Consider the following 25,629-nt stretch of genomic DNA (forward strand, 5'->3'; position numbering starts at 1 on the left):
GAAGAGGAAGCCGCGGTGGGGAGAGCGGTCCTCTTGACCACGTGGCGGGGTGGTAGGCAGGTTGGGGTGAGGGTGGGACAGCCTCCCTTTTGCGCCCCCCCCCCACGCCGTACCGGGTCTACGGGTGGTACACGACCTCCGGGAAGGCCTTCGACGGTCCGTCGAGCAGGTTGCCGCAGTGCCGGTTGCGCAGGTGGAGGTCGAAGAAGGCGCGCGGGTAGGCCTGCTGGATGAGGACGCCGCGGTCGGGGTCGATGGTGCCGACCTTGGACTGGATCTGCTGCTCGGTCATGCCGAGCAGCCTGCCTGCCTGGGGGATCAGCGTCATGTTGTCGCCGTACGAGGAGTGCACGGCGCCGGTGGCCTGGACGTCGAGGCGCCAGCCGCGCAGGTGGCCCCAGAAGGTCTCGACGTACGGGCTGGCGGCCCGGGTGTAGGCGGCGGTCATCATCATGAACGGCCGGTCGATGTCGGTGGTGATGGCGGGGTTCGACTCCATCCGGCCGTCCAGGGTGAGGCCGGCGCGGATACGCTGGTCGGCGACCATGGCGAGGGCGGCGGCGGTGCCGCCCTTGGACCAGCCGGCGACGCCGATGTTCCGCGCGTCCAGGCCGCCGAGCAGGCCGGCCGGCAGGGCGCGGCCGTCGACGTCGGGGTTGCGTCCGTTGGCGAGGTCGACGACGCGTTCGAGCAGGAAGAGCAGGTCGGCGGCGTAGTCCCTTGGGTACAGCCCCGGGGCGACGCCGTCCCGGGTGACGACGGTCCCGTCCGGGAACTCGGTGATGCCGTCGTGGGTGTGGTCGACGGTGACGACGGCGAAGCCGTGGCTGGCCAACTCCTGGACCACGATGGTGTGGTCGGCGCGATGGCCACCCGCGCCGTGCGAGTAGAGGACGACGGGCAGCGGCCGGCCGGTCCGGTGGACGGGCGCGCACTCGTGGCCGGCGGTGAGCGGGGCGAGCGCGAGAGGGAGCGGGAAGTCGACGTCGTCGAGGAAGGCCTTCAGGGCGCCCTCGGTCATCCAGGGGGCGAGCGGGTACGCGTCGGCGTCCGCGGACCGGGCGGGGTACCAGACGGTGGCCATCAGCTCGCGGAACCGTCCGGGCCTGGCATTCGGGTCGAGCCGGGACTCGTCGCGCAGGTGCAGCGGCACCATGCCCACCGGGAAGGGGCCGGTGGGAGCGGGCAGGGTGAGCCGTGCGGGGGAGCCGGTGCCGGAGCGGACGGTGCCGGAGGATGTGGGAGCGGGAGCTGCCGAGGCCGTGCGGGCGAGGCCCAGCGGCGCGACGGCGCCCAGGGCGAGGGCGGCGCCAAGCATACGGCGGCGGGTCGGTCCGGTACGGCGTGCGACCGGCGTGGTGTCCATCGGCGTGGTGTCCATGCGCGGAACGCTGTCACGCGGGGCGGGTGGGCGGCATCAGCCCACCGATTGATCCTCCGTCACCTCGTATTGGCCCAAGGGCTGATGCGGAACGGGTGCGGGCGGGACCCACTGCGGCCCTGGCCGACGGATAGCCGGATGATGGGAAGACTGGATGGCCGGAGGGACGGACGAACCCGAGTGTCGACTTCGCCCCCCAACTCCCCGCCGCCGCCATCCGCGACCTCGCGGCCCTGCGCTGGCTGCAGGGCGGGGAGTCGGTCATCCTGCACGGAGCCGTCGGCGTCGGCCAAACACACATGGCCACCGCCCTTGGCCACCTGGCCATCCGCCGCGGGGCCGAGGTCCGCTTCACCAAGACCACTCGCACCCTGGCCCAGCCGGCCGGCGGACGCGCGGACGGCACCTGGACCAAGCGCCTGCGCGACCCCGCCCGGCCGGCCGTGCTCATCCTGGACAACTTCGCCATGCGCGAGCTCACCCCCGCCCAGGCCGACGACCTCTACGAACTCATCGGCGAGCGCACGGGACAGTCCTTCATCCTGACCTCCTACCGCGCCCTGCCGACTGGTATCCCCCTGTTCCCCAACCCCGTCGTCGCCGAGTCCCTGCTCGACCGGCTGATCAACAACAGCCACCAGCTGTTCATGAACGGCCCCAGCTACCGGCCGAACAAGCGACCCAAGACCGACCCGACTGGCACTCCCACCCCCACCCAAACCTGAGCAACGACCAGAGCAGGTCGCACCTGGGAAAACGAACGACCTTGACCCGCGACGAGGACCGGCCACCATCACGGCAACGAGGAAGAATCGGGACCTCGCTCCGGCCGCTGGACGCGGTGACGCTAAGGTCCTGGCCATGCCCACCACCGCTGTCATCTTCGATTTCTTCGGGACGCTCACGCCCAGCACACCGACGAACGTGTGGGACGAACACGCCGCGCGGAGCGCGGCACCCCTTGGTATCCCCGCACCGGCCTGGCGCGCGACGTTGGACGCCTCGTTCCCCGAGCGGGCAACCGGAAGGCTGGGCGACCTGTCGGCGACATTGCGCGCCCTCGCCCGCCGCAACGGGATCGATCCGAGCGACGAAGCCCTGGCTGCCGCCTGCACCGCTCGGCTGGAAGCACAACGCGAACTCTTCGTCCTGCGTGACGACGCGGTCCCGACCTTGACCGAACTACGCGCCCGGGGAATGCGGGTGGGGGTGCTCAGCGATTGCGCTGCGGAACTGGCCGAGAGCTGGTCGCGCCTGCCTCTGGCCGAGCTGGTCGACGCCCGGGTGCTCTCCTGCGAGGAAGGCCGACGCAAGCCCAGTCCCGAGCTGTTCCACCTGATCGCACGCCAACTCGACGTCGCCCCAGAGGAGTGCCTCTACATCGGCGACGGTGGCGGGGACGAACTCACCGGCGCATCCAACTGCGGCATGCAGGCCTTCATGCTCCGGGCCTCAGACTGGGCCGACAACGACGCCCACCAACGAGAGGACGACTGGCCCGGCCCGGCGCTGCCCTCACTGACTGCAGTCCTGTCCCTGCTGTCCATCGGAGTGGCCACTCCGACTGGCGTCAAGGCCAAACCTGAGTAACGATCAAGCCAGGGCCGCACCTGGGGAATAACGGGTTCTGTCGCTGATCTTGTGATCGGTGGTCAGGTTCGGTGCAAGATCCGCTTCCGTAGAAGGTCGAAGTTGGCGCGGCCGTATCCGGCCCGCTTGATGAGCTTGACTCTCGTGTTCTGTCCCTCGACCTGGCCGGAGCTCCAGGGAGTGCAGCGCGGGCAGGGGGTCTTGCTCGACGCGCTCCATCCAGCCGGGCAGCTGGTCGCCGCGCAGGTCGCGCATCATCTCGGCGAAGTCGCGGACGTGGTCGGTCACCGCGTCGAGCTCGGGGCAGCCGGCGCGGATCTCCTTGAAGGTGAGGGCGTCCTCGTCGGTGAGGTTGCCTGGATTGGTCATGGTCCACCGGACAACGCGGCGGGGCCGTGGAGCGGGCCTGGGCGCCGGCGCGGGAGCCGAGGGGGTGAAGGTTCGCAGGTAGCGGCGGACGGCCTGGATGCTTCCGGTGAAACCAAGGGCGGTGATGTCGCGGTGCAGTTGGGCGGTGTCGTGGCAGCCCTCGTTCCACCGCTGGTGGAGGTAGGGCCGGTACTCGTCCAGGATCGTCGACCGGTTGACCGCCTTGACCAGGAGCTCGTCGATGCTGGTCGCGCGGGCGAAGCGGCGGACGGTGGAACGGTCCAGCTGGAGCCGGTGGCAGATCGACTCCAGCGAGGCGCCCTGGCCCAGCAGGTCCTGGACGAGGCTGAACCGTCCCCGGGTCCGGACCACCAGGCGGCGCTCGCGCCCGCAGACGTCCAGGGTCCCGACTGTCCCGACCGGTGCCGCCACCAGGCCTTCGTCATCAGTGGGCGCGTCGGTGGGGTCGGGGGCCGGCGGTCTCTCGAACACGGCCCGCACGCAGGCGAAATGAGCACCGACCGTCTTCTCCACCGCCTCGCCGACGTTCTTCCACAGGTGCCACGCATCGGCTACCTGCACCGCTTGCGGGGCACCAGTGCGGGCACCTTCCGCGTAGGAGCCGGCCCGGTCCCGACAGATCACCTCCACCTCAGGGTGGTTACGGAGCCAGGCGGGCAGCGGTTCTGCCTCGCGTCCCGGTAACACGTCGACGGGGCGTCGCCGCTCCAGGTCGACCAGGACGGTGGCGTACGAGTCGCCCTTCCGTAGCGCGAAATCGTCGACGCCCGGCACCCGGACCTGCCCGACTGGCTCCTCGGGGAAGGCTCTGAGCAGGCGTAACAGGGTGTCCTTCGCCACCGGGAGCCCCAGCGCGACCGCGAGTCGAACTCCAGCCCGCCCGGCCAACGCCAGCGCGATCGAGGTCAGCGTCCCGCGCATCAGCGGGGTGTAGCGGGCATGCGGGCTGGTCAACCCGGTGACCTGCTCGGCGAACGTCACGGCCGCGCAGGCGGCGTTGAGGCACCGGAAGCGGCGTATCAGCAGCTCGATGATCACCCGGGTGCCGCTGATCGCCGCGTCAGACAGCCGTCGCAAGTATCGGCCGTGCACCCGTCCCGATGTGCTCCGGCAGTGCGGGCACAGCGCGTCGGCCGCACGGACACGGGCATGCATCGTGATCCCGTCCGCCGACCGCTCGACCAACTCCACCACGACACCGGACAGATGAGGCAGAAGCACCTCGAAACTCCGCGAAGTACACGCCGGGCAGGATGACAGGCGCCACCGACAACGCCTGCTTCTCTGGACCAGACCATCGCTCTGGCTTGCAGGAGTCGCCTCAGACCGCTGCTTCGCGTTCGGCTCTTGATGCTGTGAGTGAGGCTCTTGACCCTCACGTGGCGTCAGGCTGCATAGTCGGTGCGGTGGACGATCACTGGACCGTGGGACACGTGGCCGAGCTGGCAGGGCGTGAGCGTCCGCACGCTACATCACTATGACGGGCTCGGGCTCGTTCGGCCGTCGGCGCGGACCGTGGCCGGCTACCGGACCTATTCGGCGGGCGACGTGGAGCGGCTGCGGGAGGTGCTGGCCTACCGGCGGTTGGGCTTCGGCCTGCGGGAGGTCGCCGAACTGGTCGGCGACCCGTCCGCCGACGCGGTCGCGCACCTGCGCCGACTGCGCGGCCTGCTGCTGGAGCGGCGTGATCGCGCCGACGCCATGGTGGCAGCCATCGACAGGGAACTCGAGGCACGGGCGAAGGGACTCAAGGTGACACCGGAGGAGTAACTGGAGATGCTCGGTGCACGGCTGTACGACGAGATCGGCGGTGCCTACACCGCGACACGGCGTACCGAGCCGCGGATCGCCGCGCAGATCTGGGACGCGCTCGGCGACGCGCAGACGGTGCTGAACGTCGGAGCCGGCACCGGCTCCTACGAGCCTGCTGATCGCGACGTGACCGCGGTGGAGCCGTCGGCGGTCATGCGGGGGCAGCGGCCTGCCGGCTCGGCGCCGTGCGTCGCCGCCGCCGCGGAGAGCCTGCCGTTCGAGGACCATTCCTTCGACGTCGCGATGGCCGTCTCCACCGTTCACCACTGGGGGGACCCGGTAGCGGGGCTGCGCGAGATGCGGCGCGTGGCCCGCCGCGTGGTGGTGCTCACCTTCGACACCGACGAGCCCGGATGGCAGGACCGGTTCTGGCTCACCCGCGACTACCTGCCCGAGTTCGCCGCCGTCCTCACGGAATTTCCCTCGCTTGCCGGGATGGCCGACGCGATCGGCGCCCGCGCCGAGCCGGTGCCCATCCCGTGGGACTGCACTGACGGCCTGTTCGAGGCGTACTGGCGCCGACCGGGGGCGTATCTGGAGGACCACGTGCGCCGTGCGATGTCGGTGTGGACGAGGGTCGGGCCGGAGGCCGAGCAGCGGGCGGTACGAAGCCTCAGTGACGACCTCGACTCCGGCCGGTGGGCCGAGCGCACAGCCCCGCAAGCCCCGATCAAGAAATCGCGACGGCAGCCGCGACCGGGCCCCAGCGTCCCTTTCTGTGCTCCTCCATGCCGGGCGTGCGCCATTGCCGGGGGCCCGGTTGTGGCGCTGGCCAGCGGCGGGCCCAGGGCGTCGGGGCAGCGAGAATGGCGGGATGGACGGACTGGGTGGGGCGCTGGCGCGCGCAGCTGCGGATGGCGATGTGGTGGACGGCTGGCTCCGGGGGCTGGCGAGTAATCGGGTGCTGCCGGTGGAGATGCTGGCGCGGCTGCTGGAGTTCGACGAGCTGCCGATGCCGGGCTCCTGGCTCAAGTACAGGACCTTGGATGCCGCGGCGACGGAGCTGCTGGTGGCTTCGCCGCGGATCCAGCACCGGCTGGACGTTGCGGAGAACGCGACGGCGGACGTCGACGTGCTGGCCCGGCTCGCGCGGGATCCGGAACCGCGGGTCCGGTTCGTGTACGCGGTGATGCTCTTCGAGTACAAGCGCCGTATTCCTGCCGGGGTGCTGGAGATCCTGGCGCAGGACCCGGAACCGAAGATCCGGCGGATCGTCGGCGCCGGTGAGAAGCCGCCCGTCACGGTGCGGGAGCCGCAGCCCGTACTGACGGCGGAGCAGCGGGTCGCGCACCCGGATCCGGCGGTGCGGATGAAGGCCGCCGCTGATCCCGAGGTACCGACCGTCCTGGCCCTGCGACTGGCGGAGGATCCCGAGAACGACGTCCGGCTCGCGGTGTCGATGCGGGAGGAGCTGACGGAGGAACAGCGCACGGCCATCCCTTGCACGGTGTGGCAGGACTTCTGGTCGCCGCCGTCCTGGATCGCACGGCAGGCGACCGATCCGGATGCGGCCGGCCGGATCGCGAGGTCGGCGCACGTGGGGCTGCGGCGGGTGCTCGCGGCTCAGCCTCACCTGGCGCCGGACGTGGTGGCCCTGCTGGCGGCGGACGAGGACGAGTGGGTGCGGCGCACGCTGGCCGAGCGGTGCGAGGACGCGCCGCACGAGCTGTTGGTGGAGCTGTACGCCACGGTGCAGGACCGGTACTGGTCGGGGTTCCGCTACCACCGTAACTTCGCCCGGCCCGGGTTGGCCCGGTTCGCCGACGACCCCAACCCGCGGCTGCGGCACGCCGCGTTGGACGACCCGGAGGCCGGACCCGAGCTGGTGCTGCGGCTCGCCGACGACCCCGAGGTGGGCGGCTGGGCGGTCGGCGACCCCAGGCTGCCCGCCGACGAACTGCTCCGGCGGCTCACCCTGCCGGCACATGCTGCGGCTGCCGCAGGCAATCCGGCACTGCCGGTGGCGGTCATGCAGCACCTGCTGGACCTCGCCCGGGCACGCTGACCTTAGTGGTCTGCGTCGTAAGTCCTTCGGGGGTTGACTTCGAGGCTGGGCGTCGGCGGGCTTGCGGCCAGGTGACGGGGTAGATCTGGTATGCGATGCCGAGGGCATTCTCGGGGTGCCGATGGGAATGCCGGCGTACAGGAGGCGTCTGATCGGGGCAGGCTGGCTCGCCCGGGCCCGCCTTGTCCCGGTCGCGCCTGGGGCGAGGCGGCGGAGGGATGTGGCGTCAGGAGTCAGGCCTCGGGCTGTGCTTCGAGGAATGCGAGGGCTCTGGCCACGAACTCGTTGTGGAACTGGAAGATCCCGCCGTGTCCGGCGTCCGGGTAGAGGGGGACGAGTTCGCTCCGGGGCAGGCGTGCGGCGAGGTCGAGGGTGTTCTCGCTCGGCACCATCCTGTCGCTCTCGCCGTTGGCCACCAGGACTGGCTGGTGGATGCGCGACAGGTCCGCGGGCGCTTGCAGGCCCCATCGGTGGATGGCCTTGAGCTGGGCGCGGAACGACGTCAGCGAGATGGCCCTGTCGCGGTCGCTGGTGCGTTCCTTCAGCCGTTCGAGGAAGGCGCGTGCTTCGCGTCGGCCGTGTTCGGTGTCGGTGAAGAAGAGGAACTGCTTGGGGTCCTTGCGGGTCAGGAAACCCTTCAGGATGTCCCGGAGGGTGAGTACGGTGACCTTGTCGATGCCGGGGCCTCCGGCGGGGCCGGTGCCCGCGAGGACGACCCTACGCACCAGCTGCGGTTCCTCGGCTGCGATGACCTGGGCGATGAAGCCGCCCATCGACAGGCCGAGCAGGTCGACCTGCTCGAAGCCCAGGGCTCGGATGAACAGCACCGCGTCACGGGCCATCGCTTCGATGGTGTCGGGGGTGGAGCCGCCCGACGCGCCGACTCCGCGGTTGTCGAAGGCGATCACCTGGCGCCGGGCGGCGAGTCCGTCGACGCCGCGGGGGTCCCAGTTGTCCAGGACAGCGGTCAGGTGGTGAAGCAGGATCAGTGGTACGCCGCCTCCTTCCGGGCCGAGCTGGCGGTAGACGAAGTCGACGCCGCGCACGGACACCGAACGGGTCGGTGCATCTTTGTACGACGACGACGGGGCGGGCGTGGGGGTGGGGGAACTGCGCGGTGCGCTCATGATCGGTTCCTGGGGGTGTGGAGGGTAGGGGTGGTGGGGGGCGGGATCCTCTCGCTGCCCGGGGCCTGGCGGTGGTGCGGCGGGGGCTGGTGCTCACACCGTCGCGATGACGACCTTGCCGGCCTTGGCGCGTCCCTTCTCGGCGTACTCCATGGCTTCGCGGGTCTGCTCGAAGGGGAAGACACGGTCGACGACGGGGCGGATCTTCCCGGCGTCGACGAGCCTGGTGATCTCGCGCAGCTGCTCGCCGTCGGCCTTCATGAACAGGAAGGAGTACGTCACGCCCCGGCGCTTGGCGTGGCGCCGGGTCGTGAAGCTCAGCGCGTTCATCGCCTGGCGCAGGACCGGGTTCGCGCCCAGCTCGCGGGCGAAGTCCGCGTCGGGGGGCCCGGCGATGCTGATGACCTTCCCGCCGGGCTTGAGGATGCGCAGGGACTTCTCCAGGGTCTTGCCGCCGAGGGTGTCCAGGACGACGTCGTAGCCGTCCAGGACGTCCTCGAAGTCCTGGGTGCGGTAGTCGATGACGACGTCCGCGCCGAGTTCCTTGACCAGGGCGGTATTGGCCGCGCTCGCGGTAGTGGCCACGTGTGCGCCCAGGTGCCCGGCCAGTTGGAGGGCGATGGTGCCCACCCCGCCGGAGCCCGCGTGGATGAGGACCTTCTGGCCCGGCCGGACCCGTGCCTTCTCGACCAGCGCCTGCCATGAGGTGAGGGCGACCAGGGGAAGGGAGGCGGCCTCCGCCATGGTGAGGGTGGCCGGCTTGTGGGCCAGGTCGTCCTGGTGGACGGCGATGAGTTCGGCAAAGGTGCCGATGCGGTCCTTGTCGGGCCGCGCGTAGACCTCGTCGCCCACCGCGAAGCGGGTGACGGCCGAGCCGACCTTGACCACCACTCCGGCGAGATCGTTGCCCAGGATGAGAGGCAGGCGGTACGGGAGGATCCGCTTGAAGGCACCGTCGCGGATCTTGACGTCCAGCGGGTTGACGCTCGCCGCGTGGATCTTGACCAGCACATCGTTGGCGCCCGGCTTCGGATCGGGCAGCTCGGCGGCGCGCACCGCGGACTGGTCACCGTACTTCTCGATCAGATACGCCTTCATCGTCATCTCCGTTTTCCGCCCGCAGGGGGACGGGGGCTCCGCTCGCTCCAGGCTTGCCCCGGTACGAGATACTTTCTCCTCTGCACTGCTGGTTCAGAGGGCTCCGCGCCGATGCGGCGGGGGTGCCTCACCCCGCATTCGGCGCGGCGGCCAGGCTCTGCTTCACGTGCCGGGTGACGTCGTCGGCGAGGATCTCGGGCAGGCCCGTCTCGATGCCCGACAGAGCCTGGGCGGCGACCTCGGCCGGGTCGGCCTTCTGCTCGGCGGGAACGCCGGCGGCCATGTCGGTGTCCATGTATCCGACGTGCAGCGCCGTCACGGCGATGCCGCGGAGCGCCAGCTCCTCCCGGACCGCACCGGTCAGCGCCCAGGCGGCGGCCTTCGCCGCGGCGTAGGAGCCGAGGCCGGCCGGGTGCAGCCAGGACAGGACGGACAGCACGTTGAGCACGGCGCCGCCGTCGTTGGACTCGATGACCGGGGCGAAGGCCCGGGTCACGGCGAGCGGGCCGAAGAAGTTCACCTCCATCTCCAGGCGCACCGCGTCCAAGCCACCCGCGATCAGCGGCGTGCCGGTGGAGATGCCGGCGTTGTTCACCAGCAGCGTCGCGTCGGAGGCGGTGCGGGCCGCCTCCCGGATCGACTCCGCGTCTGTCAGGTCGAGCCGCAGCGGGACGGCCCCGGGCAGGTCCACCGTCTCGGGGCGGCGGGCCGCCGCGTACACCTTGGCCCCGCGAGCCATGAGCTGGGCGGCCAGATGCCGCCCGAGCCCCCGGTTGGCGCCGGTGACCACCGCGACCGCGTCCTTCAGTTCCATGAGCACTCCCAGCGTTGAGGGCGGCGACGACCGCACGATAGATTGCATCCGTCATCTAAATCTCAGTCTAGAATAGATTTCACTCGACATCCAACTGGGAGGGGTGACCGATGGGCCGCGTATCGCAGGCACAGGCACAGGAGAACCGCCGACGGGTCGTGGAGACCGCCTCCCGGCTGCTCCGGGAGCAGGGCACCCACCTGAGCGTCGCCGACCTCATGAAGTCGGCCGGCTTGACCCACGGCGGCTTCTACAAGCAGTTCGCCTCCAAGGAGGCCCTCATCGACGAAGCCACCGCCCACGCGTTCTCCGAACTCGCCCAGCACCACAAGGACGGGCTCGATCAGTACGCCGGGCAGCGCGACGCCGCCCAGCGGGCGCTGATCGACGCCTACCTCTCCGTCGAGCACCGCGACAGCCCGGCTGACGGCTGCCCCGCCGCCGCACTCGCCACCGACATGGCCCGCGACGGAGGAGAAACCGAGGCCCGCCGCGTCTACACCCAGGGGGTGGGCGACTTCGCCGACTTCCTCGCCGCCAAGGACCAGGACGGCATCACCCGGCTGTGCACCATGCTCGGCGCACTCGTCCTGTCCCGAGCCACCAACGGCACCCCGCTCTCCGACGAGATCCTCACCGCCGCACGCACGGCACTGATCGGCACCAACTGACCGCAGAGACGGTGCAGGGCTGCACGCCGCAGGAAGGGCGCGCTTCTTTGCACCCTGTCGCCATCCACTTCTCGTGAACGGCTCTCCCGCGTTGCATCGCACCGCCGCACGCCCGATCTTCCTGACGGCCTCCGAGCGTGAGCGGCTGAAGAAGATGGCCTACGGCCACAAGACAGAGCACCGGCTGCGCCAGCGCGCCCAGGTCGTCTTGTACGCGGCTCGGGGCCGCTCCAACGCGCGCATCGCCCGCGAGACCGGGCTGCACGTGGACACCGTCCGCACCTGGCGCGACCGTTTCGCCGGGAACCGGCTGCCCGCCCTGTCCGACCGCAAGCGTTCCGGGCGTCCCGCCTCCTTCGCCCCGTTACAGAGGGCCCAGGTCAAGGCGCTGACCTGTCAACTGCCAGCGGAGAGCGGCACGCCACTGTCCCGCTGGTCGGCCTCGGAGCTGGCCCGCGAGGTCGTCGCCCGCGCCATCGTCGACACAATCTCCGCCTCCACAGTGCGACGCTGGCTCGTCCAGGACGCGATCAAGCCCTGGCAACACCGGTCCTGGATCTTCATCAGCGACCCCGGCTTCCGGCTCAAGGCAGCCCGTGTCCTTGACCTGTACACCCGCGCCTGGGACGGCGAGCCGCTCGGCGCGGACGAGTATGTGATCAGCGCGGACGAGAAGACCTCCATCCAGGCCCGCTGCCGCTGTCACCCCACCCTCGCCCCCGGGCAGGCCAGGGCGATGCGGGTCAACCACACCTACGGGCGCGGCGGAGCACTGGCCTACCTGGCCGCCTACGACGTCCACCAGGCGAAGGTGTTCGGCCGCTGCGAGCTGACCACCGGCATCGGCCCGTTCATGAACCTGGTCACCCAGGTCATGAGCCAGGAACCCTACGCCAGCGCGAAACGCGTGTTCTGGATCGTCGACAACGGCTCCTCCCACCGCGGCAAGGCCGCAGCAGCCCGGCTGACCACTGCGTTCCCGAACGCGGTACTGGTCCACACCCCCGTGCGCGCCTCTTGGCTGAACCAAGTCGAGGTCTATTTCTCCGCCGTACAGCGCAAGGCCCTCTCGCCCAACGACTTCACCGACCTTGGCCAATTCGGGAACCGGCTCCGAGCCTTCGAAGACCGCTACAACGCCACGGCACAGCCGTTCCAGTGGAAGTTCACCACCTCCGACCTGGACGATGTGCTGGCCAGGCTCGACCGACACGCCGCCGATCACCCAGACGAATCCTTGCCCCGACTCGCCGCATGATCAACCCCCGAAGGACTTACGACGCAGACTACTTAGGCGAGCGGCTGATGCACGGCCTGCGGGGCGATCAGCCCGCCGTCCAGCGAGAGGTACCCGACCACTTCGGCCAGCACCACCAAGGTCATCAGGCCTACGCAGCGTCACAAGATCAGCGACAGAGCCGAATAACGTGATCGTGGGCCTGGAGAATGACGGGCTCTGGCGCTGATCTTGTAACGCGGGCTGTAGGGCCTGCCCCGTGATCATGTGGCGGGACGGTAAGTCTCCAGGGGTGGGGGTCGGCACGAGGCCGGAGAAGCTGCGAAAGTGCGCGGATGCTAGCTTCGCTTCCCGTGATGGATCACCAGGGCGAGACCAGGGCGGCCTACGACGGGGTCGTCGAGCTGTATGCGTCGATGTTCGCTAATCGGTTGGAGACTCAGCCGTTCTCGCGGAACATGATCGGCACCTTCGCCGAGCTGGTGCGCGGGACGGGGAACCCGCGGGCAGCCGATGTCGGGTGTGGGCCTGGACATCTGACGGCCATGCTGCACGACCTGGGGCTGGACGCCTTCGGGCTCGACCTCTCCCCGGGCATGGTCGACCACGCCCGGCGGGCCCATCCGGCGCTGCGGTTCGACGAGGCACGGATGGAGGCCCTGCCGATCGAGGACTGCGCGCTCGGCGGCGTGCTGGCCCACTACTCGATGATCCATACCCCGCCTGGGGAATTGCCCGCGCTACTCGCCGAGCAGGTGCGTGTCCTGGCACCAGGGGGCCTGCTCCTGGTCTCGTTCTTCGCTACCGACGGACCGGAGCCGGTCCGCTTCGACCACAAGGTGACGCCCGCCTATAGCTGGCCGGTGGACCGGTTCGCCGAGTTGCTGGCCGAGGCCGGGCTCGTCACGTTCGCCCGGCTGCTCCACGACCCGGCCTCCGAACGAGGCTTCCTCGACGCCCACTTGCTGGCCCGCCTACACTAGCCTCCGCGTTTCGGTTGGGTCTGGCTGACTTCTCGGAGTGGCAGGTGACCAGGGTGGCGTCGATGTCCAGGACCAGGCCTGGCAGTTCACGCCCTCCGGCGTGCGCTGGAGGCAGGGTGCGTCCGGTCTCGTCCGCTTGCAGCCAGGCGACCTCGCGCGCTCGGGCCCGGGCTGTTCGCAGCGCGGCCAAGGCAGCCGGGCTGATACCTGCCAGCACCCGCCATGCGGTGGAGGTGGAGGCGACCGGACCGAACACGTCGCCCTGGTCTCGCAGCACGGCCGGGTCCCGGATCGCCTCGCCGCCGTCGGCGAGCATCACCGCCAGATCCACCGCGACACGGCCGGGATCGTGCCCGGTCCCGCGCGGTCGCAGCCGGCGCAGAGCGTCGGAGAAGGCGCTGGTCAGCGTCGTGGTGTCGGCCAGATCCGCGAGCAGACGCGAGCCGGCGTGGTTGACCACTCCGTGCCCGTCGGCGCTGACGACGAGCCTCGGACGTGAGCGGGTAAGGTGCACGCAGAAAGTGCCTTCCTGCTGGTACGACGGAGACCTTAGACAAGCCTCATCGTCCCAGTTCAGAAGGCACTTTCGCGTTCCCGCTCACGATCCGGTCCCAGCCCGACGTGAAACGCGCAGGCTAGGGCCTGTTTCGAAAGTGCTGGTCACAACCACTCGTTGATGGCTGCCACCAGCACGGTCGCTTCGTAGCGGACGGCGAGTTTGTCGTATCTGATGGCTACCGCGCGGTGGCCTTTGAGGTGGCCGGGGGCGAGATCCACCCGGCTACCTGTCAGCGGACACGGCAGACGGCTCTGATCAACATTTCGGGATGACCAAGCGTGACTGCCGGTCAGTTCGATCTTTGAACAGTGGTGCTGAGTGATCCCATACTTGATGTGTTGCTGCCGCATCTGACGGCCGTCGCAGTCGAAGACGTCCAGGTCATCGGTGCGCGGGTGCGGATCACCGCCTCGACCACCGCGGATACCGCATCCTGTCCGGGCTGCGGGACGCGGTCGCACCGTGTCCATGACCGCTACCGTCGGCGGCTTGCCGACGCCGCGGTCGGCGGCCGTCCAGTCACGATATGCCTGGCGGTTCGCCGGTTCCGGTGCGAGGCGTGGTCCTGCGCACGGCGGACCTTCGCCGAGCAGGTCGAAGGGTTGACCTTCCGACACGGTCGGCGAAGCCAGCTCCAGCAGACGGTGCTAACGACGATCGGCCGCTTCCTGGCCGGCCGGGCCGGCGCCCGGCTCGCGGGCATGCTGCACAGCCCGGCGACCCCGAACACCCTGCTCCGCCGCCTGCGGGCCCTGCCAGCCGAACCGCCGCTGAGGAGTCCGCGGGTGCTGGGGGTGGACGACTTCGCTCTCAAGCGGGGCCATGTTTTCGGGACCGTGCTCGTCGACATCGAGGCCGGCCGCGTCGTGGACGTGCTGCCGGACCGCACCGCGGAGACCTTCACTGCCTGGCTCCGGCAGCACCCGGGGGCAGAGATCGTGTGCCGGGACCGGGCCAGCGCCTACGCCGAGGCCGTCCGCACCGCCGCCCCGAAAGCGGTCCAGATCGCCGATCGCTTTCACCTGTGGCTGAACCTGTGCAAGACGGTCGAGAAGTGCGTTGTCGACCACCGCCGCTGCCTCGCTCCATCCGAGGAGGACCAGGACGTGGTGACGCAGCAGCCCGCCCAGCCACCAGCGATCGAGGGCAAGCGCGCGGCGAACACCCGGCGCAACTTCGCCGCCGTGCACGAGATGTACGACAAGGGCGTCACCATCGACGTGATCTCTAAGGAACTGCGGATGGACCGCAAGACCGTCCGCAGGTACGCCCGTGCGACCGCGGTCGAGGAACTGCTATGCCCACCGGGGCATAGGCCGAACAGGCTGCAGCCCTGGGCCGAGTACCTAAACATGCGCTGGCAGGAGGGCTGCACCGACAGCGGCCGACTGTTCCGCGAGCTCCGCCAACGCGGCTACCGGGGCAGCAGCCGCAGCGTCCGGCGCTGGCTTGAACCCCTCCGCTCGGCCGAAGCCCCGACACCCAAGAGGTCCGAGGCACCCACCGTCCGGCAGGTCGTTGGCTGGCTCACCCGCCATCCCGACAACCTCAGCTCCGGCCAGGAGCTCCGCCTCAAGCGGATCCTGGCCAGCTGCCCCGAACTCGCCGACCTCCGCGGGCAAATCAGCGACTTCGCCAAGATGATGAAGAACCTCGAAGGCCGACTCCTGCCGAGCTGGATCAAGGCGGTCGAGGGCAGCGGCCTGCCGCCCCTGCACAGCTTCGCCCGCAACCTCTACAAGGACTTCGACGCCGTGACCGCCGGTCTGACCCTGCCCTACTCCAGCGGCATGGTCGAGGGACACGTAAACCGGGTCAAATTCCTCAAACGCCAAGGCTACGGCCGTGCCAGCTTCGAACTACTCCGACGCCGGATACTCCTCACACCCTGAGCCCGGCGCGCCGACTGCAGTGCGCGAGACTGGCGGCACGCCTGCCACCGCCCCTCTCGCGTCCTCGGAACAGATCCACGCCCACCTCGTCAGCCAGCTCAACGACACCCTCCGCCGACCGGGGATGTGGGAGGTGAGCTCGCCATCCGGCTGGCGCTGGACCACCTCCTGTTCGTTGAACGCCGACAGGAAGCATGGGGCTGTACGTGGAGTGTGGCCCGGCCTATCACCGACGGCACTCCCGCCGAGCACAGCCAGGCAGGGAGCGGCGCAGGTTGCGCATGGCGTGGGGCGCACTGGGTAGTGCCCTTCGGGGCATCATCCACCACCGCGCGCGACCCGCGCCTCCGATTGCCCAGCCGCCCGTACGCGCACCCACGACCGCCTGGCGGATTCGGCCCAAGGTGACCTGACTATGCATTACCTTGTGTGTCTCGGAACGAGAGTAGCCAACAAGGCCGACAAACACAGAGGAGATCAAGGGTGTTGACAGAGGCCCTGCTTCAGCTGGTAGCCACGGGGGGCGGAGCGATCGTGGCGGCTGCAGCAACCGACGCCTGGCAGAGCACTAAGGGGGGCGTGGCCCGGCTGTTCAGCCGCGGGGACGATCGGGAGGAACAGCGTATCTCCGTGCAGCTCGACCGAATCCCGCAGCAGCTGGAGCAGGCGTCCGAGGCGGAGCAGGATCAGATCCGGACCGCGCTCGCAGATCGCTGGCGGGTGAAGCTGACAGAGCTCCTGGAGGAGTATCCGGAGCTCGAAGACGAGCTCCGGGCACTCGTTGAGCAAGTTCGCGCGTCGGCGCCGGAGGCGCAGCAGTCCTTCACCCAGAACAACCACTCGCACGACCAGTCCCGGCAGTACGTCGTCCAGCACGGCACGATCGTGATCAACGACGGTTCGGACGCCCGGCAAGAATCATGATGTCCGCCGATCGCGGGGGCACCCAGGAGAACAACGCACACGGCAACGCCCGCCAGTACATCGCTCAGAACGGCAACGTCATCGTTCCGGAGGCACCCCGAGGAAGCCGGCCACCGGGCGAAGCACCGCGGGTGGGTCAAGTGGGGCCTTATCGGCCTCCTGGCCGTCGCAGGTGTGGTGACGTACTTCGTCATCAGGATCGAGGGGTACTCCAAAGTTTCCAACGACCTTGCTCGGCGCGGCCCGGAGCTGAAGTCCGATCTAGCGGTGTCGCAGGTGTCGGCCTACATCAAGGGAGGCATCGACGGAGAGGAACACGATGGCACTGCCGAGAACGCGGTGCCCACGAAGGTGACCAACCTCTACGGGCCCCACATCGACATCACGCTGGGGAATATCGCCAACGGCACCTCCTTGGTCACGGAGGCCAGCATCACGTTCAATCGGCTCCAGTCCCTGAAACCGTGCGCCGCAGTCGGCGGGGAACTGGTCATCTCGGCGAATTACCAGTTCAAGATCCCCGAGAACCAGCAGCCTGTACCGCCGGCGAAGCCCTTCACCCTCACGAAGACGATTAGCTACGAGGTGACCGCCAACACGCACGACCGCCTCATGCTCACGGTGGGCCTGCCAACGACGATCGAGGGTGCTTCGCCATGGCTCGGCGTGGTGGACGTCGTTCTCGAACACGACGGAGGGCAGCAGCTCAAGATCGGCCCCATCGCCTTGGTGGACACCGGCGACAACTCTGAGTTCTACCCCGCCGGCGACAAGTGGAAGATCCCCGAAAAGCCCGCTGATGGGTGCATCGACGAGAACATCAAGCTGGTCACCGAGGTCTTGAAAACACCAAACCTTGTCGTTTCAAGGGAAGTTGCGGGCTTGGACCGCGCCCTTCGGCATTTCAAGGCGTCGCCTACTGGGCAGCCTAGGGACGACGTGCCGTCACCGTTCGCCCCGAGCCCTACCAGGAACCCGTCCACAGGACCGAGCGTGGATGGCGAGCCGTCAGCTCCCGCTCCTGTCGACACTAACGTCTACCGCTGACGGGCGGACCTTAGGGCGCCGCAGTGGCATGTTCGTTTCCCGGAAGATCCCAGGTCAAAGCCCTATCCGCTGTCGGTCCGGAGGGCTAGTGTCTTCGCCACTGCGGCCCCACCACAGTCACCGCCAGGTCGCCGGGCTGTGCAGCATGCCCGCGAGCCGGGCGCCGGCCCGGCCGGCCAGGAAGCGGCCGATCGTCGTCAGCACCGTCTGCTGGAGCTGGCTTCGCCGACCGTGTCGGAAGGTCAACCCTTCGACCTGCTCGGCGAAGGTCCGCCGTGCGCAGGACGACGCCTCGCACCGGAACCGGCGAACCGCCAGGCATATCGTGACTGGACGGCCGCCGACGGTAGCGGTCATGGACACGGTGCGACCGCGTCCCGCAGCCCGGACAGGATGCGGTATCCGCGGTGGTCCAGGCGGTGATCCGCACCCGCGCACCGATGACCTGGACGTCTTCGACTGCGACGGCCGTCAGATGCGGCAGCAACACATCAAGTATGGGATCACTCAGCACCACTGTTCAAAGATAGAACTGACTGGCAGTCACGCTTGGTCATCCCGAAATGTTGATCAGAGCCACTCCTACTGTCCCTTGACAGCTACCCGACAGTTCCAAGAGCCGACCCTCAAGAAAAAGACCACGCCACTACGCCCGGACTAAGCGATCATGGCAGTCATGACGGATGCAACTGGACCGGAGCCGCTGGGCATATGCCTCGTGGCCAATGTCGCTCAGGAGACCAGCCACGGCGAAGGTGGCCTGGAGATCCATAAGGGGCTGCGGCACTTCGCGCCGGGGGCGAAGGTGTGGATCGCACCGCCGGCCTGGGGCGATGGCGGCGAAAGCGTCATTGTGGCTGGACGTCATCGGGGTAACCACCGTCGTTACATGCGGATCGTGATCAAGAGCCGATTCCTGGTGAACTTCCGGGTTCGTGCCGTCTACAGCCCGGCGCTGGTGCGTGCGTTGACAGAGGCGGAGCCTGGTGCGGAGAAGGAGTTCGGCGCCCACTTCTTGTGGCCTCTGGAACAGGCGGAGAGCTGGGCTCGGTCCTGGAACACGCCGAAGATGGAGGCCCGGGTGGACGACCACCGCAGTCGGGCCCACCTGGTCACCGATCCTCCGCCCATGGAGCTGCAGCTCGACGGCGTCACCGACTACCCGGCCCATTTCAACGCCCGTGGGACACGCTACTCGCCCGAGCCGCCACCGGTGGAACCGTCGCCGACGATCGGCTGAGGGAAATGACCCGGCCCCCTTTCAGTAGTGGATCAAGGTCGTGCGATGATCTCGCTCCATGTCGCGGGGAGATATGACGGACGCCCAGTGGGCTGTGCTGGAACCGCTGCTGCCGCGGGGAATCAAGCCCGGTCGGCCACCGGTACACACCAAGCGGCAGCTGATCAATGGCATACGGTTCCGGACCCGCGCTGGCATCCCGTGGCGGGATGTGCCCGAGCGGTACGGGCCGTGGGAGACGGTGTACAGGCTGTTCCGCCGCTGGCAGCGCGACGGCACGTGGCACCGGCTTGTCGAGCAGCTCCAGGCCCGGGCCGATGCGAAGGACCTGATCGCCTGGGACATCTCCGTCGACTCCACGATCGCTCGCGCGCACCAGCACGCGGCCGGTGCGCGTAAAAGGGGGACCTGCAGGTCGAACCGCCCGGCGGCGTCTGCACCGAGCCCGACGACCACGGGCTCGGACGCTCTCGCGGCGGTCTGACCACCAAGATCCACCTGGCGGTCGAGCAGACGCAGAGGCTGATGTCGCTCGTGACCACGGCCGGACAGCGCGGTGACTCCCCACAGTTCCAGGTCGTCCTTGGCCGTATCCGTGTGCCGCGTCTCGGCCCGGGGCGGCCGCGCACCCGGCCGGACAAGGTCCGCGCCGACAAGACACCCCATGCAGCTATCGGTCAAGCAGCTGCGGCGAGTGGTGAGGGCTTCGGTGGGGCGAACGCGATCGCCTCGTCGAAGTTCTGGCGGCTGGTCAGGCAGTGGTGGAGCTGACCGAGCATGCGGTTGAACAGGTTCCGGAGGGCGAAGCGTGGAGAACGGCCGCCTCCGCTGTCCCGGAAAGAACCGCAGATCAGCAGGTCGAGTGACCAGCGAGGTTGAAGATCAAGCTCAGGGTCGTTCGAAGAACTGCAGGACGCCGCCGACCGAGAAGCACACCGCGCCGGCGAAGGTGCCCCAGTTGGCGATGTCGACGTTGACCAGGCTGCCGGTTTCCGGTCGGGTGAAGGCGGCCAGCGCCGAGACCAGGAAGAGCACGGACCCGAACTGGTTGACCGCGACGATCCACCAGCCGAGGCTGCGCGAGCGCCAGCACGGGTGGCCGTGGCAGACCTCGACCAGCGCGAGGTGGCCCGAGACCAGGAACAGCACGCACCCGACGATGTCGGGGGCCCAGATCAGCCGGTTCGTCTGCTCGGCCGAGAGCCCCTGGAGGAAAGAGTCCAACAGGTTCACGCCGAACACGAGCGTCCCGACGAACAGGACGAAGGTGCTCAGCCAGTCGATCCGCGCGGGCTCGTAACTCCACCACCGCCAGCCGCGCGTCACCAGCGAGTCCGTCACGCCGGAACGGCGCGGAGCGTTGATGGCCTGGAGCAGCGAGGTGTAGCCGCCGGTGTTGAAGAAGAGACCTCCCGCGAAGTAGATCGAGGCGATCCCGGTCGCGGAGGCGGACCCGGCCTGGGCGACGACGGCGCCCAGCGCGAACAGGGCGCCGCCGATCGTGAACGCGACGGCGGCGAGGGCGTTGAGAGTGCGCAGGCGGTGCAGCGCCGTGTCGTCCGCACTGCGCGGTGGGGCCTGCCCCCCGCCCTCGGTGCGGACCCTGAGCGCCCCGCGCTTGCGGGCCAGGCGCGACTCCCAGACGGCCGAGCCGCCCTCGGCCAGCCGCCAGGTGAGCCGGGTCGTGAACGGTCCGGCGCCTTCGGCGCGCTCATCGAGGCGAACCACGGCGCCAGCCTAACGCCGCGCGTGCCACCCGGCCCGGGACCGACGGCGTGTCGTGGCCGCGCAGACGGCTGAACCTGGGCCGACCGGGCTACCGGTCACGCGGGGCCGTGGAGGCCGCTCCCGCCCGGCGCGGCACCCGGCCCCGGAACGGTCACCGGAGCAGGAGGCGACACGCCCCCTCGGTGACATTCCCTCACCGAGGGGGGACGGCACGGTCAATCGAGGCTGACCCACCAGTCGTAGTAGGTGTTCGGGATGTTCGCGCTGTTGTCGGTGTAGACCGCATTGGCAATACCCGGCGAGGTCCTGGCGTAGGTGGCGAGCTCGGAACGCAGAAGTCCCACGTTGTCGTAGCGGTAGGTGAACTTCCATTGCTGCCCCTTGGCGTTCTCGTTGCACTGGGAGGTCCAGACGGCGTTCGCCTTCTCGTCACTCCCGGACTTGTAGTCCGTGGCCAGGCACTTGCCGGTGGCCCGGTTGGTGAGCATGTTGTGCCGGGGGCCCGTCCAGTACCAGTCCTGGTGCCAGCTGCTCGCACTGCAGTTGGTTTCGTAGGCGACATCGGTGTCGCCGCCCGTCAGGCAGCCGCGTTCCGTGCTGTCGAACGTCCAGTAGGTCGTCGCGTCGACCTGCTCCGAACCAGTGCCCCCGCCGGTCACCGCGTCCGCTGCGGTGGGTAGGACGAGCGTCAGCGCGGCGGCCGCGAACGCCGCCCCGAGGACTCGACCTGCTCCGCGACGGCCGGCCCGCCGCGTAGCTGCCGCATCTGTGTTGCGCATGTGTATTTCCCTCTCTAAGTCGAAACGGTTCCGCATGGAACGCCGGAGCTCGAACACGACGACCGGGCAACGACTTCTTCGACAAGTGCAGATTCGACGAGAGTTGCGGTCGGTCGTCCGTTCTCTTTCGTGTGACGGCATATTCGCCCGCCGTTGTCGCCCACCCGAATTCTGCGCACCATCTCCCGGGTCGGGCTCTCCCCCGCGATCCGCACCTCCGCGGAATGTCGGGCAGGTATTCATCATGGCCTGCGGGAAGAGCGGCTGGGAAGGACGCATTGTTGTCATCGGGGACGCGATTGATACCCTCGCCTGCATGGGTAGTGCGCGGCCGCGCCACTCTGACGGGGGGAACCATGGCGACCGATCCGAGTACACATCAGTTACGCCTGCTACTGGTGCTGGCCGAGGAGTTGCACTTCGGCCGTGCGGCGAAGCGGATGTTCATCAGCCAACCCGCGTTCAGCCGACAGATCCACGCCCTCGAGGAGCACTTGGGCGTGCCTCTCCTGGAGCGGTCCACGCGACGAGTGGAGCTCGCGGCGGCCGGGGAGGCGCTGCTGCCGCACGTGCGGGCCGTCGTGGACGCCGTCGACTCCCTGCGCGGCGCGGCCGAGGCCCAGGCGCACCCGGCGACTTCGGGCCGGGTGCGGCTCGGTTCCTACATCACGGCCCTGCCCGCCCTGCGGATCCTTGTCGACGAGCTGCGTGAACACCATCCGTCCTGCCCGGTGGTCGAGTGGCACGCCGTTGACCACGTGGAGCAAGTGCGGGCGCCACTGGACGGGGAGCTCGACGCGGTCATCTGCTACGGGCCCTTGCCCACGGGCTTCGAGACGCTGCAGCTGGGCACCGAGGCGCGGTTCGTCTGCATTCCGGACACCCATCCGCTGGCGCGGCGCGAGTCGGTGGTCCTCGCGGACCTGGCGGACCTGCCCGTGATCGGCTTCGCCCGCCACGTACACCGGGAGTACCGCGAGTTCTGGGCCGCCGACCCACGTCCCGACGGCACCCCCGTGCGGTACACCGACCACACGGCGACCACCCTGGAGGCCTACGTCTCCCTGGCCAGCCTGGGGCACGGCATCCGCTTCACCACCGAGAGCGGCATGGCGTTCATGGCCCGGCCCGGCCTGCGCTTCATCCCGGTCACTGACCTCGCTCCGTGCACGGCCGTCCTCGCCTGGCCGGCCGACCGGCCCCCGACCCCCACGCTGGGTGCACTCGTGCGCGTCCTGCGCGCCCACGCTCGCACCACGGACGAGGAGACCCTGCGCGCCACCGGCAGGCGCTGGTGGAACGCCCTCTGAGTTCCCGGCGGAGATGCCGGTCGGGTCCGAGGTGAGCCTCTCCCGCGCACCCGCCCCGCCGGCCCGCCAGCCCCCGACTACGACCGCTCGGGCCGCTCGGCGAAGTCCAGGACGGTGACCGAGCGGCGACGCGTGGCCGGCGGCGGGACGGTCAGCGCGAGCGGCAGCAGGGCGCCGACCAGTGACGTTGAGGATCACCGCGCGGGTGTCGGCCGTGCCGAGCTCCGGCCTGGCGACCTGGACCGAACGGACGCCGCCCCCGCCGAGCCGGCCGCCGTCGGTGCGGCTGTCGACCAGCCGCGGGGGCGTCAGGGGCGCGTACTTGGCGGTCGTGCCGGGCTGGTAGTAGCCGACCACGTCCAGGACGACGTCGGTGGTGCCGGCGTGGTCGTAGACGGTGATCGCCGGAGTGGTGCCCGGTCTGACCGCGATGGTGGCCAGGTTGGACTCCGTCTTGCCGGCCGTGAAGTTGAGGCTGGAGGTGTACGGGACGTTGCCGAAGTCCGCGGCCGCGAGCGAGAGGTAGCCGTCGGCGGTCGGGTTGGTGGCGGTCACGTTGACCACCACCGCCGTCGTGTCGGCGGGTACGACCGGGTAGGTGGTCGGCGGCATGTGCGAGCCGAACGCCGCGAGCGGGGTCGTGTAGTGCTCGTCGGGGTTGAGCGGCCTGCCGGCCAGTTGTGGCGGGGCGGTCGGCCGTGGGTCCTCCGAGTCGGTTGTGGTCCCTTTGAGACGGAGTAGCGTCAATAGGGGAAGTCGCCCGCAGGCTCGAACGTCGAGCGGCCGGAACCGTTCGGGGTTGAGCTCTCGGCCGGGCCCGTCGCACAACGGCAGGAGCTGACATGGGACCGCAGGGCTCACCGCGGGATCGCGCGTCCGTGCCGCCCCCGGGCCCCCCGCCGTCCTCACCGCCACCGGGCCCGCGACGGGGACCGTCGGGGCCCCCGCCCGGGCCGCGTCGTGGACGCCCGGTCGGACCGCCGCCCCCGCAGCCCCTCCACTGGCGGATTCCGGACGTGCCGTCCGAGGTGGTGCGCCGGTTCGAGGGCCACCAGGACGCTGTGACCTGCGTGGCCTTCTCCACGGACGGTCGGCGTCTGCTGTCCGGCGGCCAAGACCGTACGTTGCGGCTCTGGGATGTCGGCGAAGGGGCCGAGGTCCGGCGCTGGCTGGCCGACGAGACCGGGGTCGTGTGTGCCGCCCTGTCGCCGGACGGCCGGCTCGCGGTCTCCGCCGGGCACCAGGGGCCGGTGCGGCTGTGGGACACCGCCGGTGGAACGGAGGTGCGCCGCTTCGAGGGCGAAGAGGCCGGGACCCTCGCGGTGGCGTACTCCCCGGAGGGGCGGCTCGTCGCCACCGGTGGCAGGGACGCCACCGTGCGCTGCTGGGATCCGGCCACCGGGCAGGAGCTCCGCCGCCTCCGCGGCCACCGTGCGGGCGTCACCTCCGTCGCCTTCTCCCCCGACCGGCGCCTGGTCCTCTCCGGCGACCTGCGGATCGAGACCGGCGACGACCACGTGTTCCTGTGGGAGCTGGAGAGCGGGCGGGAACTGCGCCGGTTCGGCGAAGAGCTGTTCGCGGTGACCTCCGTCGCCTTCTCGCCCGACGGCCGTCTCGCCTTCGCCACGACCCTGGACGCGCTGCTGTACGCGTGGGACGCCGCCAGCGGCCGTGAAGTGGGCCGCTTCGAGGTGGGCGTCGGCAACGTCCTGTGCCTCGCCGTCTCCCCGGACGGCAGCCGACTGCTCACCGGCAGCGGCTCCGACTTCTACGCGACGGACCGGGCGACGGGGCTCGGCGTCGACAACACCGTGCGGCTGCTGGACGCGTCCGACGGCGGCGAGATGCGGCGGTACGACGGGCACACCGGCAACGTGCTCGACGTCGCGTTCGCCCCGGACGGCCGCCGTGCGGCCTCGGCCGGCGCGGACCGGACCGTCCTGCTGTGGGACACCGCCACCTGACGCGGACCTGGCCGGAGTGAACGGATGGCAGCACGACCCCCGGGCGCAGGCGACGCACAGGCGGTGCGCCGCCCCGAGCGGCGGGGTCCGCCGGCGCCGTTCGACGGGACGCTGACGGCGGTCTGCGCCCTCCTCGGCCTGCTCCCCGTCGCACCGCTGCTGGCCTGGGCGTCCGGGCTCGGGCCGTTCGGCGTCTGGTTCTGGGCGGTGACCGTGCCGAGCTTGTCCCTGCTCGCCGTCATCGGCGTGGCGACCGGTCGCTCGGCCCGCCACCACCGCCTGCACGCCGCGCTCGTCGCCGGCACCGTCGGCGGGCTGCTCGGCACCGTCGCCTACGACCTCTTCCGGCTGCCGTTCCTGCTGACCGGGTACCGCCTGTTCGCGCCGATCGACTCGTACGGGCTGCTCATCCTGGGCGCCGACTCGTCCAGCCCCTGGACCGGCCTGTGCGGCTGGCTCTTCCACTTCGCCAACGGCATCGGATTCGGCATCGCCTACGGGGTCGTAGCACGCGGCCGCCGCTGGTACTGGGCGCTCCCCTGGGGAATGGCCATCGAGACCATGGCCGTGGCCTCACCGGTCGCGGGTACCTACGCGCTGCGCGGAACCGGGCTGCTGGTCATCGCGTACGGCGGGCACCTGGCGTACGCCGTACCGCTGGGCGTGCTGGTCGCCGACCCCGAGCGCACCTCCCGCCGGCTGCGCGAACTTGGCACCCACACCACGGCGTACGCGCTGCTCGGCGTCCTCGTGGCCCTGGTGGTCTGGCAGCGTCCGTATCCGATGCCGAGCCCCGTCAAGGCCGGCGAGCAGGTGGCCGCGGGACCCAGCGCGATCGTGGCGAACGGCCGGTTCTCGCCGCAGTGGCTGCGTGTGCCGCCGAACGGCTGCGTGAGTCTGCGCAACGACGACGCGGTGACCTACGCCCTGTCCTGGGCGGGTACGCCGCGGGGACCCCGCCTCGAACCCGGCGACACGACGCGGGTGTGCTTCGCCGACCCCGGTGTGCTGCGGGTACGCACCTCCGCGCTGCCGTACTCGGGGGGATTCATGATCGTGGACCGGGCGGAGGAATAAG

General features: G+C 69.8%; 20 protein-coding genes and 6 pseudogenes. 15 read left to right on the forward strand and 11 right to left on the reverse strand.

Translation table 11 applies throughout. The features are described 5' to 3' along the window. Positions 1–118: 118 nt before the first annotated feature. Positions 119–1,381 carry an alpha/beta hydrolase family protein gene (locus tag ACZ6NC_RS28170; RefSeq protein ID WP_465736566.1) on the reverse strand — a complete coding sequence of 421 codons (1,263 nt, stop codon included), beginning with the start codon at positions 1,379–1,381 and terminating at the stop codon, positions 119–121. A gap of 197 nt (positions 1,382–1,578) precedes the next feature. On the opposite strand from ACZ6NC_RS28170, the pseudogene ACZ6NC_RS28175 reads away from it, so the two are divergent. Together ACZ6NC_RS28175 and ACZ6NC_RS28180 are read left to right on the forward strand one after the other, a co-directional pair. Then, positions 1,579–2,106 (forward strand): annotated as a pseudogene (locus ACZ6NC_RS28175) (ATP-binding protein); the annotation flags it as partial. A 136-nt stretch (positions 2,107–2,242) separates the two neighbouring features. Continuing rightward, positions 2,243–2,971 (forward strand): HAD family hydrolase, encoded by a 729-nt coding sequence (locus ACZ6NC_RS28180; protein ID WP_465736567.1) that lies wholly within the window; start codon positions 2,243–2,245, stop codon positions 2,969–2,971. Positions 2,972–3,033: 62 nt separating this feature from the next. Here the strand turns inward: ACZ6NC_RS28180 and ACZ6NC_RS28185 are convergent. Together ACZ6NC_RS28185 and ACZ6NC_RS28190 are read right to left on the reverse strand one after the other, a co-directional pair. Beyond that, positions 3,034–3,144, reverse strand: a pseudogene (locus ACZ6NC_RS28185) (transposase); the annotation flags it as partial. Positions 3,145–3,157: 13 nt separating this feature from the next. Then, positions 3,158–4,516, reverse strand: a pseudogene (locus ACZ6NC_RS28190) (ISL3 family transposase); the annotation flags it as partial. A gap of 269 nt (positions 4,517–4,785) precedes the next feature. Between ACZ6NC_RS28190 and ACZ6NC_RS28195 the strand changes: the two are divergent. Both ACZ6NC_RS28195 and ACZ6NC_RS28200 read left to right on the forward strand, forming a co-directional pair. Then, positions 4,786–5,845, forward strand: a pseudogene (locus tag ACZ6NC_RS28195) (MerR family transcriptional regulator); the annotation flags it as partial. A 142-nt stretch (positions 5,846–5,987) separates the two neighbouring features. Next, positions 5,988–7,178: a hypothetical protein gene (locus ACZ6NC_RS28200; protein ID WP_465736568.1), complete on the forward strand. Its 1,191-nt coding sequence runs from the start codon at positions 5,988–5,990 to the stop codon at positions 7,176–7,178. Positions 7,179–7,411: 233 nt separating this feature from the next. Here the strand turns inward: ACZ6NC_RS28200 and ACZ6NC_RS28205 are convergent, their stop codons facing one another. From ACZ6NC_RS28205 to ACZ6NC_RS28215, 3 genes are all read right to left on the reverse strand, one after another. After that, positions 7,412–8,305 (reverse strand): alpha/beta fold hydrolase, encoded by an 894-nt coding sequence (locus tag ACZ6NC_RS28205; RefSeq protein WP_465736569.1) that lies wholly within the window; start codon positions 8,303–8,305, stop codon positions 7,412–7,414. A 93-nt stretch (positions 8,306–8,398) separates the two neighbouring features. Beyond that, positions 8,399–9,403 carry an NADP-dependent oxidoreductase gene (locus tag ACZ6NC_RS28210; RefSeq protein WP_465736570.1) on the reverse strand — a complete coding sequence of 335 codons (1,005 nt, stop codon included), beginning with the start codon at positions 9,401–9,403 and terminating at the stop codon, positions 8,399–8,401. 127 nt (positions 9,404–9,530) lie between these two features. Beyond that, positions 9,531–10,217, reverse strand: coding sequence for an SDR family oxidoreductase (locus ACZ6NC_RS28215; RefSeq protein WP_465736571.1), 687 nt, complete (start codon positions 10,215–10,217; stop codon positions 9,531–9,533). A gap of 110 nt (positions 10,218–10,327) precedes the next feature. Here ACZ6NC_RS28215 and ACZ6NC_RS28220 point away from each other — a divergent pair, with 110 nt between their 5' ends. The 3 genes from ACZ6NC_RS28220 (at position 10,328) to ACZ6NC_RS28230 (ending at position 13,108) form a co-directional block, all read left to right on the forward strand. Then, the gene (locus ACZ6NC_RS28220) at positions 10,328–10,888 is read left to right on the forward strand and encodes a TetR/AcrR family transcriptional regulator (protein ID WP_465736572.1); all 561 of its coding nucleotides are present in this window, start codon (positions 10,328–10,330) and stop codon (positions 10,886–10,888) included. Between the two features lie 73 nt (positions 10,889–10,961). After that, on the forward strand, positions 10,962–12,146 hold the full coding sequence (locus ACZ6NC_RS28225; RefSeq protein ID WP_465736573.1) for an IS630 family transposase: 1,185 nt from the start codon (positions 10,962–10,964) through the stop codon (positions 12,144–12,146). Positions 12,147–12,478: 332 nt separating this feature from the next. Continuing rightward, complete coding sequence (locus tag ACZ6NC_RS28230; RefSeq protein ID WP_465736574.1) at positions 12,479–13,108, forward strand: class I SAM-dependent methyltransferase; 630 nt, start codon at positions 12,479–12,481, stop codon at positions 13,106–13,108. Positions 13,109–13,130: 22 nt separating this feature from the next. On the opposite strand, the pseudogene ACZ6NC_RS28235 reads toward ACZ6NC_RS28230, so the two are convergent. Then, positions 13,131–13,622 (reverse strand): annotated as a pseudogene (locus ACZ6NC_RS28235) (transposase); the annotation flags it as partial. A gap of 146 nt (positions 13,623–13,768) precedes the next feature. After that, positions 13,769–13,864 (reverse strand): annotated as a pseudogene (locus ACZ6NC_RS28240) (IS5 family transposase); the annotation flags it as partial. A gap of 117 nt (positions 13,865–13,981) precedes the next feature. Here ACZ6NC_RS28240 and ACZ6NC_RS28245 point away from each other — a divergent pair. The 3 genes from ACZ6NC_RS28245 to ACZ6NC_RS28255 all read left to right on the forward strand — a co-directional run bounded on the left by ACZ6NC_RS28245 (position 13,982) and on the right by ACZ6NC_RS28255 (position 17,530). Beyond that, the gene (locus ACZ6NC_RS28245) at positions 13,982–15,559 is read left to right on the forward strand and encodes an ISL3 family transposase (protein ID WP_465736604.1); all 1,578 of its coding nucleotides are present in this window, start codon (positions 13,982–13,984) and stop codon (positions 15,557–15,559) included. A gap of 534 nt (positions 15,560–16,093) precedes the next feature. Further along, positions 16,094–16,483 carry a hypothetical protein gene (locus ACZ6NC_RS28250; RefSeq protein ID WP_465736575.1) on the forward strand — a complete coding sequence of 130 codons (390 nt, stop codon included), beginning with the start codon at positions 16,094–16,096 and terminating at the stop codon, positions 16,481–16,483. 177 nt (positions 16,484–16,660) lie between these two features. After that, entirely contained in the window at positions 16,661–17,530 is an 870-nt protein-coding gene (locus tag ACZ6NC_RS28255) for a hypothetical protein (RefSeq protein WP_465736576.1), read from the forward strand. 117 nt (positions 17,531–17,647) lie between these two features. On the opposite strand, the gene ACZ6NC_RS28260 is transcribed toward ACZ6NC_RS28255, so the two are convergent. After that, positions 17,648–17,776, reverse strand: a complete 129-nt coding sequence (locus ACZ6NC_RS28260; protein WP_465736577.1) for a hypothetical protein — start codon at positions 17,774–17,776, stop codon at positions 17,648–17,650. Positions 17,777–18,206: 430 nt separating this feature from the next. Between ACZ6NC_RS28260 and ACZ6NC_RS28265 the strand changes: the two genes are divergently transcribed. Both ACZ6NC_RS28265 and ACZ6NC_RS28270 read left to right on the forward strand, forming a co-directional pair. Further along, positions 18,207–18,770 (forward strand): hypothetical protein, encoded by a 564-nt coding sequence (locus ACZ6NC_RS28265; protein WP_465736578.1) that lies wholly within the window; start codon positions 18,207–18,209, stop codon positions 18,768–18,770. A gap of 73 nt (positions 18,771–18,843) precedes the next feature. Then, positions 18,844–19,254 carry an IS5 family transposase gene (locus ACZ6NC_RS28270; protein WP_465736579.1) on the forward strand — a complete coding sequence of 137 codons (411 nt, stop codon included), beginning with the start codon at positions 18,844–18,846 and terminating at the stop codon, positions 19,252–19,254. Between the two features lie 404 nt (positions 19,255–19,658). Here ACZ6NC_RS28270 and ACZ6NC_RS28275 read toward each other — a convergent pair whose 3' ends face one another. Beyond that, complete coding sequence (locus ACZ6NC_RS28275; RefSeq protein WP_465736580.1) at positions 19,659–20,498, reverse strand: hypothetical protein; 840 nt, start codon at positions 20,496–20,498, stop codon at positions 19,659–19,661. 215 nt (positions 20,499–20,713) lie between these two features. Continuing rightward, on the reverse strand, positions 20,714–21,277 hold the full coding sequence (locus ACZ6NC_RS28280; RefSeq protein ID WP_465736581.1) for a ricin-type beta-trefoil lectin domain protein: 564 nt from the start codon (positions 21,275–21,277) through the stop codon (positions 20,714–20,716). A 356-nt stretch (positions 21,278–21,633) separates the two neighbouring features. Here ACZ6NC_RS28280 and ACZ6NC_RS28285 point away from each other — a divergent pair, with 356 nt between their 5' ends. The 3 genes from ACZ6NC_RS28285 to ACZ6NC_RS28295 all read left to right on the forward strand — a co-directional run bounded on the left by ACZ6NC_RS28285 (position 21,634) and on the right by ACZ6NC_RS28295 (position 25,628). Beyond that, the gene (locus tag ACZ6NC_RS28285; protein ID WP_465736582.1) at positions 21,634–22,587 is read left to right on the forward strand and encodes a LysR family transcriptional regulator; all 954 of its coding nucleotides are present in this window, start codon (positions 21,634–21,636) and stop codon (positions 22,585–22,587) included. 1,016 nt (positions 22,588–23,603) lie between these two features. Continuing rightward, positions 23,604–24,551 (forward strand): WD40 repeat domain-containing protein, encoded by a 948-nt coding sequence (locus ACZ6NC_RS28290; RefSeq protein ID WP_465736583.1) that lies wholly within the window; start codon positions 23,604–23,606, stop codon positions 24,549–24,551. Between the two features lie 24 nt (positions 24,552–24,575). Beyond that, positions 24,576–25,628 carry a hypothetical protein gene (locus tag ACZ6NC_RS28295; protein ID WP_465736584.1) on the forward strand — a complete coding sequence of 351 codons (1,053 nt, stop codon included), beginning with the start codon at positions 24,576–24,578 and terminating at the stop codon, positions 25,626–25,628. Position 25,629: the final 1 nt, after the last annotated feature.

It is taken from the genome of Kitasatospora sp. NPDC041988 (assembly GCF_055588525.1).

Excerpts from the sequence above, each read along its gene's own strand:
- ACZ6NC_RS28170 (WP_465736566.1), bottom strand. The coding sequence starts at position 1,381 with ATGGACACCACGCCGATGGACACCACGCCGGTCGCACGCCGTACCGGA.
- ACZ6NC_RS28180 (WP_465736567.1), top strand. The coding sequence starts at position 2,243 with ATGCCCACCACCGCTGTCATCTTCGATTTCTTCGGGACGCTCACGCCC.
- ACZ6NC_RS28200 (WP_465736568.1), top strand. The coding sequence starts at position 5,988 with ATGGACGGACTGGGTGGGGCGCTGGCGCGCGCAGCTGCGGATGGCGAT.
- ACZ6NC_RS28205 (WP_465736569.1), bottom strand. The coding sequence starts at position 8,305 with ATGAGCGCACCGCGCAGTTCCCCCACCCCCACGCCCGCCCCGTCGTCG.
- ACZ6NC_RS28210 (WP_465736570.1), bottom strand. The coding sequence starts at position 9,403 with ATGAAGGCGTATCTGATCGAGAAGTACGGTGACCAGTCCGCGGTGCGC.
- ACZ6NC_RS28215 (WP_465736571.1), bottom strand. The coding sequence starts at position 10,217 with ATGGAACTGAAGGACGCGGTCGCGGTGGTCACCGGCGCCAACCGGGGG.
- ACZ6NC_RS28220 (WP_465736572.1), top strand. The coding sequence starts at position 10,328 with ATGGGCCGCGTATCGCAGGCACAGGCACAGGAGAACCGCCGACGGGTC.
- ACZ6NC_RS28265 (WP_465736578.1), top strand. The coding sequence starts at position 18,207 with ATGACGGATGCAACTGGACCGGAGCCGCTGGGCATATGCCTCGTGGCC.
- ACZ6NC_RS28270 (WP_465736579.1), top strand. The coding sequence starts at position 18,844 with ATGACGGACGCCCAGTGGGCTGTGCTGGAACCGCTGCTGCCGCGGGGA.
- ACZ6NC_RS28280 (WP_465736581.1), bottom strand. The coding sequence starts at position 21,277 with ATGCGCAACACAGATGCGGCAGCTACGCGGCGGGCCGGCCGTCGCGGA.
- ACZ6NC_RS28285 (WP_465736582.1), top strand. The coding sequence starts at position 21,634 with ATGGCGACCGATCCGAGTACACATCAGTTACGCCTGCTACTGGTGCTG.
- ACZ6NC_RS28295 (WP_465736584.1), top strand. The coding sequence starts at position 24,576 with ATGGCAGCACGACCCCCGGGCGCAGGCGACGCACAGGCGGTGCGCCGC.